The 16,835-nt window shown below is 32.6% G+C and carries 16 protein-coding genes; 11 read left to right on the top strand and 5 right to left on the bottom strand.

Annotated elements, in window-relative coordinates; translation table 11 throughout:
- Positions 1 to 200: 200 nt before the first annotated feature.
- The 4 genes from lon (at position 201) to cmk (ending at position 5,475) form a co-directional block, all read left to right on the top strand.
- Positions 201 to 2,654 (top strand): endopeptidase La, encoded by a 2,454-nt coding sequence (lon, locus tag SJY34_RS06045; protein WP_400080038.1) that lies wholly within the window; start codon positions 201 to 203, stop codon positions 2,652 to 2,654.
- Entirely contained in the window at positions 2,638 to 3,498 is an 861-nt protein-coding gene (locus tag SJY34_RS06040) for a LysM peptidoglycan-binding domain-containing protein (protein WP_400080036.1), read from the top strand. The genes lon and SJY34_RS06040 overlap by 17 nt, the downstream gene beginning before the upstream one ends.
- 238 nt (positions 3,499 to 3,736) lie before the next feature.
- On the top strand, positions 3,737 to 4,756 hold the full coding sequence (gene porQ, locus SJY34_RS06035; protein ID WP_400080033.1) for a type IX secretion system protein PorQ: 1,020 nt from the start codon (positions 3,737 to 3,739) through the stop codon (positions 4,754 to 4,756).
- Positions 4,757 to 4,785: 29 nt separating this feature from the next.
- Positions 4,786 to 5,475, top strand: a complete 690-nt coding sequence (cmk, locus tag SJY34_RS06030) for a (d)CMP kinase (protein WP_400080030.1) — start codon at positions 4,786 to 4,788, stop codon at positions 5,473 to 5,475.
- 46 nt (positions 5,476 to 5,521) lie between these two features.
- Here cmk and SJY34_RS06025 read toward each other — a convergent pair whose 3' ends face one another.
- Positions 5,522 to 5,899, bottom strand: a complete 378-nt coding sequence (locus SJY34_RS06025) for a LysM peptidoglycan-binding domain-containing protein (RefSeq protein WP_400080027.1) — start codon at positions 5,897 to 5,899, stop codon at positions 5,522 to 5,524.
- A 282-nt stretch (positions 5,900 to 6,181) separates the two neighbouring features.
- Between SJY34_RS06025 and rpsA the strand changes: the two genes are divergently transcribed.
- From rpsA to SJY34_RS06000, 5 genes are all read left to right on the top strand, one after another.
- Positions 6,182 to 8,023 carry a 30S ribosomal protein S1 gene (gene rpsA, locus SJY34_RS06020; RefSeq protein ID WP_400080024.1) on the top strand — a complete coding sequence of 614 codons (1,842 nt, stop codon included), beginning with the start codon at positions 6,182 to 6,184 and terminating at the stop codon, positions 8,021 to 8,023.
- A gap of 157 nt (positions 8,024 to 8,180) precedes the next feature.
- Positions 8,181 to 8,720: a bifunctional pyr operon transcriptional regulator/uracil phosphoribosyltransferase PyrR gene (pyrR, locus tag SJY34_RS06015; RefSeq protein WP_400080021.1), complete on the top strand. Its 540-nt coding sequence runs from the start codon at positions 8,181 to 8,183 to the stop codon at positions 8,718 to 8,720.
- Positions 8,721 to 8,732: 12 nt separating this feature from the next.
- Positions 8,733 to 9,662 carry an aspartate carbamoyltransferase catalytic subunit gene (locus tag SJY34_RS06010; RefSeq protein ID WP_299124783.1) on the top strand — a complete coding sequence of 310 codons (930 nt, stop codon included), beginning with the start codon at positions 8,733 to 8,735 and terminating at the stop codon, positions 9,660 to 9,662.
- A 3-nt stretch (positions 9,663 to 9,665) separates the two neighbouring features.
- Positions 9,666 to 9,998, top strand: coding sequence for a ribonuclease Z (locus SJY34_RS06005; RefSeq protein ID WP_400080018.1), 333 nt, complete (start codon positions 9,666 to 9,668; stop codon positions 9,996 to 9,998).
- A 3-nt stretch (positions 9,999 to 10,001) separates the two neighbouring features.
- Positions 10,002 to 10,907 (top strand): ribonuclease Z, encoded by a 906-nt coding sequence (locus SJY34_RS06000; protein ID WP_400080015.1) that lies wholly within the window; start codon positions 10,002 to 10,004, stop codon positions 10,905 to 10,907.
- Here SJY34_RS06000 and SJY34_RS05995 read toward each other — a convergent pair.
- The gene (locus SJY34_RS05995; RefSeq protein WP_400080013.1) at positions 10,904 to 11,317 is read right to left on the bottom strand and encodes a hypothetical protein; all 414 of its coding nucleotides are present in this window, start codon (positions 11,315 to 11,317) and stop codon (positions 10,904 to 10,906) included. The genes SJY34_RS06000 and SJY34_RS05995 overlap by 4 nt on opposite strands.
- 65 nt (positions 11,318 to 11,382) lie before the next feature.
- Between SJY34_RS05995 and pdxH the strand changes: the two genes are divergently transcribed.
- On the top strand, positions 11,383 to 12,030 hold the full coding sequence (gene pdxH / locus SJY34_RS05990; protein WP_400080011.1) for a pyridoxamine 5'-phosphate oxidase: 648 nt from the start codon (positions 11,383 to 11,385) through the stop codon (positions 12,028 to 12,030).
- A 194-nt stretch (positions 12,031 to 12,224) separates the two neighbouring features.
- The gene (locus SJY34_RS05985; protein ID WP_400080009.1) at positions 12,225 to 12,722 is read left to right on the top strand and encodes a CAP domain-containing protein; all 498 of its coding nucleotides are present in this window, start codon (positions 12,225 to 12,227) and stop codon (positions 12,720 to 12,722) included.
- A gap of 73 nt (positions 12,723 to 12,795) precedes the next feature.
- Here SJY34_RS05985 and SJY34_RS05980 read toward each other — a convergent pair whose 3' ends face one another.
- From SJY34_RS05980 to SJY34_RS05970, 3 genes are all read right to left on the bottom strand, one after another.
- Entirely contained in the window at positions 12,796 to 13,845 is a 1,050-nt protein-coding gene (locus SJY34_RS05980) for an ATP-grasp domain-containing protein (protein WP_400080007.1), read from the bottom strand.
- Between the two features lie 129 nt (positions 13,846 to 13,974).
- A complete protein-coding gene (locus SJY34_RS05975) occupies positions 13,975 to 15,882 on the bottom strand; it encodes an OmpA family protein (RefSeq protein ID WP_400080005.1) in 1,908 nt (635 codons plus the stop codon).
- 13 nt (positions 15,883 to 15,895) lie between these two features.
- Complete coding sequence (locus SJY34_RS05970) at positions 15,896 to 16,831, bottom strand: type IX secretion system membrane protein PorP/SprF (protein ID WP_400080002.1); 936 nt, start codon at positions 16,829 to 16,831, stop codon at positions 15,896 to 15,898.
- Positions 16,832 to 16,835 lie beyond the last annotated feature (4 nt).

The raw sequence follows: 16,835 nt of genomic DNA, 5'->3' as shown, positions 1-16,835 counted from the left end.
GCTTTCATGTTCTGTTACAGTTTTTATAAAAAAACTTTTAATTTTTATAAAGGTAATGGCATATTAATTGAAAATATACTAGTGTGAATAACTTTGAATATCTTATAACTATCTGATAGTCAATATAAAGTTAATTATTAATACATTTAAAACATATGCTATTCTGAAAATGTAAATGACAGAATGGCTCAAAAAGATATATGGGAAAATCTAAATTTATAAACCTTGACAGTTTGTCATTTCAGGATTTCGACGAGAATTCAGAATTAATTCCGTTAATGACTCCTGAGGATGAGGAACAGATAAATAATGAATCTTTACCAGAATCACTACCCATTCTACCGCTTAGAAATACAGTATTGTTTCCAGGTGTTGTAATTCCAATTACTGCTGGACGCGATGCGTCAATTAAATTGATTAATGATGCAAATAAAGGTGGAAAAGTAATAGGTGTTGTTTCTCAGAAAGATGAATCTGTTGAAAATCCAAGTGCGAAGGACATTTACAAAACAGGAACTGTTGCTCGTATTTTGAAAGTTCTTAAAATGCCAGATGGTAATACAACAGTTATAATACAAGGAAAGAAGCGCTTCGCCATTAACAAAATTATAGCTAACAAGCCTTATTTAACAGCGACAATATCTGATATTCCTGAGGCTAAACCGGCTCCAGATAACCAAGAGTTTAAGGCAATTATAGATTCTATCAAAGACCTTTCATTAGATATTATTAAGGAAAGTCCTAATATTCCTTCAGAGGCATCTTTTGCTATTAAGAATATTGAGAGTAATTCGTTTTTGGTCAATTTTGTGTCTTCTAATATGAACCTAAAGGTTGAAGAAAAACAAAAACTTTTAAAGATTAATGATCTTAAAGAACGTGCACTTCAAACCTTGAAGTTTATGAACATGGAATATCAAAAGCTAGAGCTTAAAAACGATATTCAGAATAAGGTTCAAAGTGATATGAACCAACAGCAACGTGAGTATTTCTTGCATCAACAGATGAAAACCATACAAGAAGAATTGGGTGGTGGAGTATCGTCTGGTGAAGAGATTGAAGACATGAAAGCGCGTGCCAAAGAAAAAAAATGGGACGAAAAGGTAAAAGCACATTTTGACAAAGAATTGTCTAAGTTACAACGTATGAATCCTCAGGTAGCTGAGTATTCTATTCAGCGTAATTATTTAGATCTGTTCTTAGATTTACCTTGGAATGAATTTACCCAAGATAAATTTGACTTAAAAAGAGCGATGAAAATTTTAGATCGCGACCATTTTGGTTTAGACGATGTTAAGAAGCGCATTATAGAGTATTTAGCAGTATTAAAACTTCGTAACGATATGAAGTCTCCAATACTTTGTTTATATGGACCTCCAGGTGTTGGTAAAACCTCTTTAGGGAAGTCTATAGCAGAAGCTTTAGGTAGAGAGTATGTGAGAATATCTTTAGGTGGATTACGAGACGAATCTGAAATCAGAGGACACAGAAAAACCTATATTGGTGCTATGCCAGGACGAATTATACAAAGTTTAAAGAAAGCTGGAACATCAAATCCTGTATTTGTATTAGATGAAATAGATAAATTATCTACTGGTAATCAAGGTGACCCATCATCTGCAATGTTAGAAGTTTTAGATCCAGAACAAAACAGTGAGTTTTATGACAATTTCTTAGAAATGGGTTATGACTTGTCTAAAGTTATGTTTGTGGCTACAGCGAATAGTTTAAATACGATTCAACCAGCATTAAGAGATCGTATGGAAATCATTAATGTGACTGGCTATACCATAGAAGAAAAGGTTGAAATTGCCAAGCGTCATTTATTACCTAAGCAATTAAAAGAACACGGTTTAGATAATAAAGCACTAAAAGTGGGTAAACCACAATTAGAGAAAATTGTGGAAGGTTACACACGCGAGTCTGGGGTGAGAGGTTTGGAGAAGCAAATTGCTAAAACTGTGCGTTATGCAGCCAAGAATATCGCTATGGAAGAAGATTATAACATCAAAATTTCTAATGAAGACATTGTTGAAATATTAGGAAGTCCAAGACTAGAACGCGATAAATATGAAAATAACAATGTTGCAGGTGTAGTTACAGGATTAGCATGGACTAGAGTAGGAGGTGATATTTTATTTATTGAATCTATTCTGTCTAAAGGTAAAGGAACACTTACTATTACAGGTAACTTAGGAAAAGTAATGAAGGAATCTGCAACGATTGCTATGGAGTATATTAAAGCCAATGCAGATGAATTTGACTTAAACCCAGAAATTTTCGATAAATATAATGTGCATATTCATGTACCAGAAGGAGCGACTCCAAAAGATGGACCAAGTGCTGGTGTAACTATGTTAACGAGTTTAGTATCTTTGTTTACACAGCGAAAAGTTAAAAAGAGCTTGGCCATGACAGGCGAAATTACATTGCGTGGTAAAGTGTTACCAGTTGGTGGAATAAAAGAAAAAATCTTAGCTGCTAAGCGCGCACGAATAAAAGAAATCTTATTGTGTGAAGATAACAGAAGAGATATAGACGAAATAAAACCCGAATACCTCAAAGGACTTACTTTTCATTATGTAACGGATATGAGCGATGTTTTAAAACTCGCCTTAACCAATCAAAAAGTGAAAAATGCAAAGAAATTGTAAATTAATTTTATCTATTATTGCTTTGGCGTTAACTAGTTTAGGTGCTTTTGCGCAAGATAAAACAGATAAAAAGGTTGAGTATAAAGAAGTTATTTTAGATGGAAAGCCTGCAAAACTTAATATAGCAACAGGCGAAATTACGTTTGTAAATCCGAAGGATAAAAAAAGTCCAGTAAAATTTGATGATTTTGTGGCCCAATCAGAAGCTAGAGCTAAGGCGATGAAGAATTCAAATTCTAAAAACGATTTAGCAAAGCCTGCTGAAACACCAACTACACATTCTGAGTCAACATCAGAGACTAGAAATACTGAGGTTGGTACAGATTTTCATATAGTAAAAGAAAATGAGACTTTATTTGATTTATCTAAGATGTACAATGTGTCTTTAACAGAGTTAAAACGTGCAAATAATTTAGAAACTACACTTATCGATACAGGACAAAGACTCCGAGTTAAGAATTTAGATGTTCATATAAATTTAGCTTCACAAAAAGATGCCAATGCATCTTATGAAAGCTATTCAAATAATAATAGTTCAAACTTTTATATGGTTGAGAAAGACGATACTTTATTTGGTTTAGCAAGGCGCTACAATCTAAGTGTAAATCAATTAAAAAGTATCAATAATCTAAATTCTAATCTGATTTATGTAGGTCAAAAACTTCGCATTACCGAATTTGGTTCAACGGACGATCGTAATAGCTCGTCAGTTTGGACAGTTTCTGCAGGTGATACGTTATTCAGTATTGCATCGAAAAATGGAACTTCAGTTGATATCATAAAGCAACTAAATGGATTAACTAGTAATCTTATAAAAGTAGGTCAGAAATTGAAGCTAAAATAGAAAAGAAGACCTCTCAAAAAATAAAAAAATCATATCATCGTTTTAAGATAGATTTAGTCATATATTTTTCTCTTATAATTATTGTGAAAGAAAATGATGATTTTTTGCTTTAGACGAAACTTAAAAAAATAAAGCATAGCTATTAGTTACGTTTTATTTTTTTATTGAAGTAAAAAGGAAAAAAGGGCGTTTTATAACAGTAATTATAAGAGAAAAAATATATAATATTGCAAAATCTATGACGAGAAAGATTGTTACCCCATTTTTTATGCTCTTGGCATTGCCATTGTTTGCGCAATTGGGTGGTGAATCTACTTATCAATTTCTTAATTTAGTATCCTCTCCAAGACAAGCGGCATTAGGTGGGAAAATTATTACTAATTTCGATCATGATGTCACGGAAGCACTTTATAATCCTGCTTCTATTAATTACCAAATGAATAATCAATTGGCCGTTAATATTTCTAACTATTTAGGAGGCATCACCTATGGAAGCGCAGCCTATGCTTACACTTGGGATAGACATGTGCAAACCTTTCACTTTGGTGTTAATTACATTAATTATGGCTCATTTGATGGCTATGACATAAATGGTAATTCTACAGGAACTTTTAAAGGAAACGAAGCTGCAATATCTGCTGGCTATAATTATAATATTCCATTCACAGATTTTTATATAGGAGCAAACTTAAAGATTATAACATCTGCATTAGAACAATATAATTCAATTGGTGGAGCAATAGATTTTGGTGCTATGTATATCAATGAAGAATTAGATTTACATGCTGCACTTACGGTTAGAAACATAGGAACTCAGTTTACAACTTACGCAGGTCAAAACGAGCCCTTACCTTTTGAAGTTAATTTTGGTGTGTCTCAAACCTTAGAACATGTGCCAATACGCTGGCATCTTACCCTAGAGAATTTACAGAAATGGCCGATAGGTGTTTCTAATCCTGCCAGAGCAACAATAGATTTAGATGGTAATCAAACCCAAGAAGAGCTTAGCTTTTTTAATAAAGGATTGCGTCATTTAATTTTAGGGGCAGAATTATTTCCAGAAGGTGGTTTTAATGTAAGATTAGGTTATAACTTTAGGCGCGCAGAAGAATTACGAATTGTAGACCAAAGAAATTTCTCAGGACTTTCTGTGGGTGTAGGTATTAAATTAAATAAAATGCGATTTAGCTATACACATGCCAGATATACGAGTGCTTCAAATACGAGTTTCTTTGGACTTCAAATAGATTTAAGATAAATTAGTTATTGAAATAAATTCAACATAAAATGAACAAAATTGTTATAGCCATAGACGGATTTTCTTCAACAGGAAAAAGCACCATTGCCAAAAAATTGGCTAATAAGCTTAACTATATTTATGTAGATACAGGAGCGATGTATAGAGCTGTAACGTATTTCGCTTTAGAACATAATTTTATTGGTGATGATTTTTTTCATTCTGAAAAGTTAATTGATAATTTAGATGAAATTACCATTACATTTAAGTTTAATGATATTAAAGGCTTTGCTGAAGTTTACTTAAATGGTAAAAATATTGAATCTGATATTAGAACGCTTAGAGTTTCTCAATTTGTGAGTCCTGTAGCAACCTTATCTGAAGTAAGAAGAAAGTTAGTTGAGCAACAGCAACTCATGGGAAAAGATAAAGGCATTGTTATGGATGGACGCGATATTGGAACAGTAGTTTTTCCCGATGCTGAATTAAAAATTTTTATGACAGCCTCAGCAAAAACTAGAGCTAAGCGACGTTATAATGAATTAACAGAACGTGGGCATATTTTAAGTTATGATGATGTTTTAGACAATGTAACGACAAGAGATCGTATAGATTCTACAAGAGAAGATTCACCTTTGGTAAAAGCTGAAGATGCTATAGAGATTGATAATTCTGATTTGACAATTGAAGAACAACTTGATACTATTCTAAACCTAGCTAGTCACAATATATCTAAATAAAAAAGCGACCATTTGGTCGCTTTTTTTAATGTCTAAAATCTTCCTGTTATAGATTAGGAATGATTAATTCTTGATCTGGATGGATCATATCCGGATTCTTAAGAATATCCGTGTTGGCTGCAAAAATTTCTTTATACTTCATTGCATCACCATAATAGTGCTTCGCAATTTTCCCTAAAGTTTCACCTGAAGCAACGGTGTGTCTAGCATATACAGATTCATCAGCAACTGAAATGTTTGCCTTAATATCAGCTGGATTATCTCCACCTGCTACTTTAATAGCATCCCAAAGTAAGTTCTTCTCATATTGTGTTGCAGCTGTACCTGTTACTTTAAGTACGCCGTTTTCTTCACTAACATCACCATTTTGAATGTTTAATTTCTCGCCTAAGTCTAATACTCCTTGGTATTTAGCTCTAACCATAATTCTAAATTGTTTTTAATTATTAATAAGTATTGTAAATATACCAATTTATATGCCAAAATTTAAAATTATGACCATCATTTTGGTATTGTATTTATAAGACACAAAGTATAAGGTAAAGTCACGTTATTAAATGTTTGGTTATAAGTAAAATATATAGTATTTTTGCACACCTTTTTGGCGAGGTTTAGAAAGTAGAAAAGGAAAAAACAAAATAATTAATAACTTCTGTAGGTTTTCGCTAATCTTTCAAAATTTACAGAATACAAAGTTTAATCAGCAATGGCTGAAAAGAAAACAAAAAAGGCTGAGGTAGCAGTAGAAGCAACTGAAGCAGTAACAGTAGAAGCTCCTGTAGTATCTGAAGCTCAAGCAAATCCAGAAAAATTCTTAAAAGAGTTCGATTGGCACAATTACGAAGAAGGAATTGAGCAAGTAGCGGACAAAAAATTAGAAGAATTCGAAAAATTAGTATCAGAAAATTTCGTTGACACTTTAGATGACGAAGTTGTAGAAGGTACTGTAATTACTATTACAGATCGTGATGCAATTATTGACATTAACGCAAAATCTGAAGGTGTAATTTCTCTTAACGAGTTTCGTTACAATCCAGATTTAAAAGTTGGTGACAAAGTAGAAGTATTAATTGATGTGCGCGAAGATGCAACAGGTCAATTAGTACTATCACACAGAAAAGCTAGAGTAATCAAAGCTTGGGATCGTGTAAACAATGCACATGATACTGGCGAAATCGTAAATGGTTTTGTAAAATGCAGAACTAAAGGTGGTATGATTGTAGATGTATTTGGTATAGAAGCGTTCTTACCAGGTTCTCAAATCGATGTGAAGCCTATTAGAGATTACGATCAGTACGTCAATAAAACTATGGAATTTAAAGTTGTGAAAATCAACCACGAATTCAAAAACATAGTCGTTTCTCATAAAGCTTTAATTGAAGCTGATATAGAAGAACAAAAGAAAGAAATCATTGGTCAACTAGAAAAAGGACAAGTATTAGAAGGTATAGTAAAAAATATTACTTCTTATGGTGTGTTTATCGATTTAGGTGGTGTAGATGGTTTAGTTCATATTACAGATTTATCTTGGTCTCGTATCAACCATCCAAATGAGATTGTTGATTTAGATCAGAAGTTAAATGTTGTAATCCTTGATTTTGATGAAAACAAATCAAGAATCCAGTTAGGTCTTAAGCAATTATCTAAGCATCCTTGGGAAGCTTTAGGTGAAGAGGTTAAAGTTGGAGATAAAGTAAAAGGTAAGGTTGTAGTTATTGCAGATTACGGTGCTTTTGTTGAAGTAGAAGAAGGTGTTGAAGGATTAGTTCACGTAAGTGAAATGTCTTGGTCAACACATTTGCGTTCAGCTCAAGATTTTGTATCTGTAGGAGATGAAATTGATGCTGTTATCTTAACTTTAGATAGAGAAGATCGTAAAATGTCTCTTGGTATTAAGCAATTAACACCAGACCCATGGACAGATATTACTAAGAAATATCCTGTAGGTTCTAAGCACACAGGTATTGTACGTAACTTTACAAACTTTGGTGTTTTTGTTGAATTAGAAGAAGGTATCGACGGATTAATTTATATCTCAGATTTATCTTGGACGAAGAAAATTAAGCATCCATCTGAATTCTGTAATGTAGGTGATAACTTAGATGTAGTTGTATTAGAGTTAGATGTAGAAGGACGTAAATTATCTTTAGGTCACAAACAGACTACTGAAAACCCTTGGGACAAGTACGAAACTGAATTTGCTTTAGGCACAACGCACAAGGCTGCCATTACAGAAATGGTAGATAAAGGAGCAACTATCGATTTTAACGAAGACATTACGGCATTTATACCGCAACGTCATTTAGAAAAAGAAGATGGTTCTAAACTTGGTAAAGGTGAAGAAGCAGAATTCAAGATCATTGAATTTAATAAAGAATTCAAGCGTGTTGTAGCATCTCATACAGCAGTATTTAGAGAAGAAGAAGCTAAAATCGTTAAGAAAGCTGTTAGAAAACAGGAAGCTCAAGCGGCAGAAGCTAAACCAACTCTTGGTGATGCAAATGATGCTTTACAAGCACTTAAAGATAAAATGGACGGGAAAAAGTAATTCTCAAATTCCTTTGAAAAAAGGAATCTCATTAATCTATATTATAAAGCCTCTCGATTTTCGGGAGGTTTTTTATTTTCATTAAATAGTTGGTGACTTCCATTTTAACTTCAAAATTTTTAACTTAACTTTGCCTACCAGCAAGTATGGAAACCAAATGAGTCAAAAAGTACTACTTAACTCTAAAGAAGTCAATATCACTCTACATAGATTGGCTTGCCAGCTTATTGAAAACCACGATGATTTTTCTGAAACAGCTTTAATTGGTATCCAACCAAGAGGACGTTTTTTAGCTGACCGTTTAGCTCAGATGCTGAAAGAAGAGTACAATATTAAGAATGTTCAACTCGGTCAATTAGATATCACTTTTTTCAGAGACGATTTTAGACGAGGCGAAAAGCCTTTAGAAGCGAATACCACAGAGATTGATTTTATAGTAGAAAATAAAAATGTCGTTTTTATTGATGATGTTTTATATACAGGCCGTAGTATAAGATCTGCTCTTACAGCTATTCAGTCTTTTGGGAGACCAAAAAATATTGAGCTGTTAACCTTAATAGATAGGCGTTTTAGTAGACATTTACCAATTCAACCTAATTATAAAGGCAGACAAGTAGATGCGATTGATAATCAAAAGGTCAAAGTAAAATGGGTAGAGAATGAAGGTGAAGATGTCGTGTATTTAATTGATAAATAGAACACTGAAATTATGAGTGAATTAAGTGTCAATCACTTATTAGGAATAAAGTATCTTACCAAACAAGATATAGAACTTATTTTTGAAACTGCCGATCAGTTTAAAGAGGTTATTAATAGACCTATTAAAAAAGTACCTTCTCTTAGAGACATTACTATTGCCAATTTATTTTTTGAAAATTCTACACGCACCAAATTATCTTTTGAACTAGCGGAAAAACGATTGTCGGCAGATGTGATTAATTTTTCGGCGTCCCAATCTTCAGTAAAAAAAGGAGAAACTCTTATAGATACAGTCAATAATATTTTATCTATGAAAGTAGATATGGTGGTAATGCGTCATCCTAATCCTGGTGCTGGAGTATTTTTGTCAAAACATGTTAATGCAAGTATTATAAATGCTGGTGATGGAGCTCATGAGCATCCTACGCAAGCACTATTAGATTCCTATTCCATTAGAGAAAAACTTGGCAGTGTAAAAGGAAAGAATGTCGTGATTGTAGGTGATATTTTGCACAGTAGAGTAGCGCTTTCAAACATCTATGCTTTACAATTACAAGGTGCAAACGTCATGGTATGTGGACCTAAAACTTTACTTCCAAAATACATCAAAGACTTAGGAGTAAAGGTAGAAACTAATCTCAAAAAAGCTTTAGAATGGTGTGATGTGGCTAATATGCTAAGAGTTCAGAATGAACGTATGGACATTAGTTATTTTCCTTCTACAAGAGAATATACGCAACAATTTGGTGTTAATAAAGAGCTACTCGACAGCTTAGACAAAGATATTGTAATAATGCATCCAGGGCCGATAAATCGTGGTGTAGAAATTACTAGTGATGTTGCGGATTCTAAACAGGCTATTATTTTAAATCAAGTGGAGAATGGTGTAGCGGTAAGAATGGCTGTCATTTACTTACTTGCTGCTAAAATAAAACAATAGGTTATGATTGTAGATAGAGACGGTAATATTACTATAATTACTCAGGAGAAAGCATCGGTAAAAACATTGGTCTATAATATTGAACAATCTTATAATACCTATAAAAACTACCATTTGATTGTAAATTTATCGAGTATAGATAAAATTACATTACAAGATGTTATAGAATTTTTAAGGTTATCTAATAGCCATAGAGAAGATAAAAAATCATTTGTAATTGTATCTGATAAAGTAAATCTAGACGAAATGCCAGATGAAATAGTTGTCGTGCCAACCATGCAAGAAGCTTTTGATATCATTGAAATGGAAGATATAGAACGCGATTTAGGGTTTTAATACATGAAATTAACAATCCTAGGCTGTCACAGTGCCACTCCGCGAATTAATACCAATCCTACGTCTCAGGTTTTAGAAATTAAGAACCATATGTTTCTTATAGATTGTGGGGAAGGTACTCAAGTAGAATTAAGACGTAATAAGATTAAGTTTTCAAGGATTAAGCACATTTTTATTTCACACCTTCATGGAGACCATTACTTTGGTTTAGTAGGTCTGGTAAATACATTTAGTCTTTTAACACGAGAAACGGAATTGCATATATATGCACCAAAGGGATTAAAGGAAGTCATAACACTACAAATGAAATTATCTAATGGTTGGACTAAATATCCGTTGATTTTTCATGAATTGACTTCAAAAGAATCAGAACTTATCTACGAAGATGATAAAGTGGAAGTGCATACCATTCCTTTAGATCATAGAGTTTATACCAATGGTTTTTTATTTAAGGAAAAAGAAAATGAGAGAAAGATAGATATTAACGCAGTAAGAGAAGCCAATATTAATGTGGCCTATTTTAGAAAACTAAAACAGGGATTTGATGTAGAAAATGAAGACGGGTTTTTAATAAGTAACGAAAAAGTAACTAAAGATCCTGTGCCATCAAAAAGCTATGCTTTTTGTAGTGATACGGCTTATGATGAACGTATTATTCCGCTTATAGAAAATGCAACTTTACTTTATCACGAATCTACGTTTTTAGACAAAAATGAAGCATTGTGTAAATCAACTAAGCATAGTACCGCTAAACAAGCAGCTGCAATCGCAAAAAAAGCAAATGTAGAAACTCTAATTCTTGGGCATTTTTCTACGCGATATAATGGGTATGATGAGTTTAAATCAGAGGCAGAAACAGTTTTTGATAACGTATTATTAGCAAAAGATGGAAAGACTTTTGAATTTTAATTCAATTCATCTAATTGCTTTACCCAATCAATTGCTTCACCTAGACTAGATGCCCTTTTCATTGGTATAGAAGCCATTTGTTTTTCAATATTAGCACTTAAAAAAGTAGTATCTCTATAACTAACAATTGATGCAGCAATTAAAATACTGTCATCTTTGTCAAAATACGACCAAAGTAATGGGTCTATAGAATAGGAATTAACTCTATTTGCTATATAAGCTACAGTTTTATGAAAGCCATAATGGTCTCTTAAAATGGTTATGACTTTATTTAATTCTTTCCAGTCAAAATGTTCGCCTTCATTAACTTCCATAATAAAAAAATTATCTAGTAAGTAATATGAGCCAATATCCAAAATGACTTTTTCATAATTTAAAGTTTTTGAGAAGGAGGATTCTTCAAAGCGCATTTGTTTTTTTCTAAATGTAAGCTTTTTTTTAACGATATGAAAAATTGAAGTATCTTGGTCCCAACATGGAAAAGGACTTAAGCAACTACAGAAAATCTTACGAAAAAGGGGAATTATTACTTAATAATGTACCAGATAATCCGATTGAACTTTTTCGTGATTGGTTTATAGAGGTAGATACGCATTTTAATATAGACGAAACTAATGCTATGACCATTTCTACAATAGGTATGGATGGTTACCCAAAGAATAGAGTAGTGCTATTAAAAAAATACACTTACGAAGGTTTTATTTTTTACACGAATTACAATAGTGAAAAAGGAAAAGCTATTGAAGATAATCCTAATGTGTGTTTATCTTTCTTTTGGCATGCAGCCGAACGACAAATCATTATAAAGGGTACAGCCGAAAAAATTGCAGAAAACTTAAGTGATGGCTATTTTGAATCAAGACCTCGTGGTAGTCAACTTGGTGCTATTGTTTCTAATCAAAGCGAAGTTTTAAAAGATAGAGCAGTACTTGAAGCGAATCTAAAAGCTTTAGAGACAAAATATGAAGGTAAAGATATTGAGCGTCCTAAACATTGGGGAGGCTATATGGTGAGACCTGTTGAAATTGAATTCTGGCAAGGTAGACCTAATAGATTACATGATAGAATTCGTTATCAACTTCAAGAAGATTTTAATTGGAAGATAGAACGATTATCACCTTGATTCTTATTTAGGTTTTATCGACAAAACATTATTTTTTACCGCTGAAATACACTTTTTTACTTTTATAACTACGTTTTATCGATGATTTGCATTAAAAATCGATAAAATACATGTATTTCATCGAATTTGTATAGTTTTTTTTTTATTTAATAAGTAGGTGCTTAATTTAGTAATCCAAACCTAATAACCTACTTATGAAACCGACAAAACTCTTGCCGTTTTTGGCTATTGTTGCTGTCTTAAGCTTTACATCTTGCTCAACAGATACTGTAGCAGAAGACGCAATAAGTTCAATAGAAGTACCTATTACTCCTCAAGCCAAACAAATAGAAATCGAGATTATAGAACTTATCAATGCTCATAGGATTGGTGAAGGCTTAAGTGCATTAAATCAGCATAATACCGTAAAGGCTGTTGCTTATACACATACAGATTATATGATAGAAGTAAATAACGTATCTCACGATAACTTCTTTCAAAGAAAGCAGAGTTTACAGGATAATGCAGATGCAAATATTGTTTCCGAAAATGTAGCTTATGGCTTCAATTCTGCTCAGGCAGTAGTTAATGCCTGGATAAATAGCCCAAGTCATAGAGACAATATTGAAGGTAACTATACAGATTTTGATATCTCTGCCGAACAAAATGAAGCAGGTAAATGGTATTTTACCAATATTTTTATAAAAAGATAGAAGTGCTTTAACATGTATTCAAAGCTTGCAAGAGTCACAATTTTTGTGGCTTTTTTTATTTAATCACCAGTATCTATAGACTCCAAGTTTGCATAAGCATATTCTTCAATAAGTTTATATAATTCCATCCAATTTTTCTTGCCGCTAATAAAGTTAAACTATCTTGATTTTCTCTATGTACTCTGGAAGGTCCAGTCATATTTGGTTTCATATTCAAATCAAACAAAAAGTAATTTCCATTTTCGTCTGCACGACAATCTATTCTTATAGGTGCTTTAATATTTAATAATTCAGCTGCTTTTTCACAATGGTTACCAACATCAATGATAGCCTTAGAATTTAGTTCACCATCACCAAGAACTGAACTGTTTGCCATTACAGCGACTATACCATTATAAGGTGCAATTCCATCTATATGGTTAAATCTTTTTACAGCAGGAAGACTCCAAGGTTTTTTAAAAATTCTTTTTTGATTATTAATTAAATAAGTGCCTGAAGGCATTACCGTAACCGTTATTTCTTGTCCACTTAAAAATTGTTCAACATATACCTTATTTCCGTAGATTTTATCAGAGAATATTTCATTTAGTTTGCTGTCTAATTCTTTTATATTTTTAACCAATGACACACCTTGGCTGCCACGTCCTCTTATAGGTTTAACTACTAAAGGAAAAGGGATATCTAATGCGTAATCTGTCCTATTATCGATTGAAATTAAATTGGTTTTGGGTATGGGAATTTCGTTTTTTCTCAAAAGTTCATTTGTAAAGTATTTATCATCGTAGGCATCTACTAGTCTTGGTATTTGTCCGACAAATTGAATTTCTCGTCCAAAGAAACTTTCTATAATGTGATCTTGGTATAAAATTGTATTTAGCCAAAATGTATTTGCCCCTTTATCTATAGCGTTTTGTATTCCTTGTTTAGTATCAGGAAACACCCAATCAAAATCGTTGTAAATATCTGGGTTTTCAGAAGGTGTAACTATTGAAATGTTATATTTCATCAATTCACAAGCGATGTCTGCTCCACTATCGGAATATCCACCTGGCTTCATTGGTTTCTGAATGCCATCTTTAATTGGTGGAAGATTGGCTTGGTATAAAATTGCTACGATTTTCACACTTTTAAGCTTATTCTTTATATTTTTTGTCGGTTCTATTTTTAATTTGAAGTCAGCTGAGAATAAAGATAATACAAAAAAAGCAAGCTCTTAGAGCTTGCCTTCTGTAATTAGTACTATTCGAATGGGTTAAAATTCACTCACTATATAGAAGTAAGAACGACGATTAATTTGATGTTCTTCTTCAGTACATTTTACGCGGTTCCCACATTTGTTTAATAGTTTGGTTTCGCCATAACCAATAGCACTTTCTATTCTATTTGCATCGATACCTCTAGAAATAAGATAATCTCTTGTTGATTTTGCACGTCTATCAGATAATTTCATATTATACTTATCGCGACCTCTGCTATCTGTGTGTGATTCAATTTTAATCTCCATATCCATATGTTTTCTCAGAACATCTACAATATTCTCTAACTCAAATTGTGCGTCAGTTCTAATATTTGATTTATCAAAATCAAAGAATATTGGATTAATCACAATTTGGTTATCAGTAATTAATGGAATTAAGGATAAGTCAACTATATGTTCCTTTTCATTATCATAGGCGATTTTGAGTGTTTTTTGGTCGTCTTTGTAATCTGGTTTACTCCCAACTATAGTATATGTTTTATTACAATCAATCTCAAAATAATATGTGCCGTCATCTCCAGTTATTACTTCTTGAACTACCATACCTGTTTCGTCAATTAATCTAACGGTTACATCTGGTAATTCTATATCAGATCGATCATCTTTCACAACTCCTTTTACATGTTGTTTGCATAATATAGCATTAAAACTATATATATCATCACCACCTTTACCTTCTGGTCTATTAGAAGAGAAATACCCTTTTTGACCAGTTGAATCTGCAAAGAATGCAAAATCGTCATAACCGCTGTTGTATGGAGCACCTAAATTTTTTGGTTCAGAGTTGTCATCTTTTAAGATGTTTGATTTAAATATATCTAATAATCCTAAATTTAAATAACCATCAGAAGAAAAATATAAGGTACTATCTTGACTAACAAAAGGAAACATTTCTCGGCCTTCTGTATTAATTTTTTCGCCAAGATTTATAGGTTCGCCATAATAGCCATTACCATAAATAGCCACCGAATATATATCGGTTTGTCCTAAGCCCCCTTCGCGATCTGATACAAAGTATAATGTTTCATTATCTACACTCAATGTTGGATGTCCTGTAGAGAATACCTCATCATTAAATGGAAGTTCTACAACATTTGTCCACTGATTATTAACTAAAGTTGCTTTATAAATTTTGAGATGTGTGGTACCGTCTTTATCATATTGAAGCCTATTGCGCTTGTTTATGTTATCCCTTGTAAAATAGAGGGTTTTTCCATCATTAGTAATGGCAATTGATGCCTCGTGATAATCAGTATTAACATTTTTGGCTTTAATTTCATTAGGAGAATCAAAAGTCAAAAATTCATTATTATCGATAATATTAACTTCAAATAAATCTAAGAATGGCTCTTTATTCCAATTGTATACTTTTTTACCATGACCTCTAGCAGAAGCAAAGTAGAGTTTGTTATCGACTACATAAGATCCAAAGTCTGAATTTTCTGAATTGAAAGGTAAATTTTCTATAGTTACAATGATATCGCTTTCTGCAGTTAACTTACTATATAAATCGACTTCATCAGGATTATAGCCTTTTAACCTGCTATCGCCTTCTTGAACAGCGCTTAACTCCTTAAACCATTTATCAGCTTCTTTGTAGTTACCGATACTTCTTAATGATTGAATATGCTTATATAAGTATTCTGCTTCAATCTTTTTGTGCTCTTTTAAAGCCTCACCATACCAATAAGCTGCTTTTTCGGATTTGGAATTGTTGTAATATGCATCGCCTAATCGTGTTAAGACATGTGCACTATTATCACCTTTAGAAAGTGCTTTTGTATAAAGTTCAATAGCTTTTTCGTAAGAATAGTTTTCGAAAAATTTATCTGCTAATTTCGTTTGCGCAAAAGATAACGAACTGCTTAAAATTAGAGTTATGACTAATAATTTGGTCTTCATAATGCGTTTCTTTTTAGAAATATCTTGGAGATTTGATTCGTTTACTTTTAAAGACTTCGAACATCAATAATATTTCGTGTGTTCCACTGGTATATGCTCTAAGATCTGAGAATGGAAATTCATAGGCATAGCCAATTCTTAATTGTTTTGATACCTGAAAGTCAGCAATAGCACCTAAAGAAGATGTATTCTGATCAACTCTATAACCAGCACCAATCCAGAAGGTTTCATTGAACAAAAAGTTTGCTGAAACATCAAAAGAAAGTGGCGCACCATTTGTTGCTTTTAATAAAACAGATGGTTTTAGCTTGGTTGTTTCACTTAAGTTAAACACATAACCACCAGTTAAATAGTAACTAATACGCTCTAAGGCAATATAATCTAGAGTCCCTTGACGCCCCTTATTGTAATCCGTATTTAGTATTCTAGGAGCAGAAAGTCCAACATACCAACGCTGTGAATGCAAGTACAATCCACCACCAACATTAGGACTCCAACGATTAGAAACATCATTAAAGAAAGGGTCATTGGTCACAGATGGATCGTTTAATAACTCTTCATCTAAAGTATAATGCGTAAAACCACCCTTAATACCAAAAGCTAATTTGGTATTTTCACTTGTTTTGATGGTGTATGAATAATCTGCATATAAATACGAGAAGTTTTCATAGCCTAATTTGTCATTAATAAATGAGATACCTAAACCCATTTTTTCGTTTCTCATTGGTGCATGGACAGATAAGGTTTGGGTTTCTGGCCCACCTTTTAATCCTACCCATTGGCTTCTATGCAAACCAACTACACTTAGTGTTTCTCTGCTACCAGCATAAGCAGGATTAATAGAAATAGTATTAAACATGTATTGCGTAAACTGAGGTAATTGCTGCGCAAAGGCAGTAGAGACACTCAATATGACTATGGCAATACTTATATATTTTGATAACTTCATAGGT

It is taken from the genome of Winogradskyella sp. R77965, assembly GCF_044594915.1.
Taxonomy (GTDB): Bacteria; Bacteroidota; Bacteroidia; order Flavobacteriales; family Flavobacteriaceae; genus Winogradskyella.
This window is presented reverse-complemented; position numbering and strand designations above follow the sequence as displayed.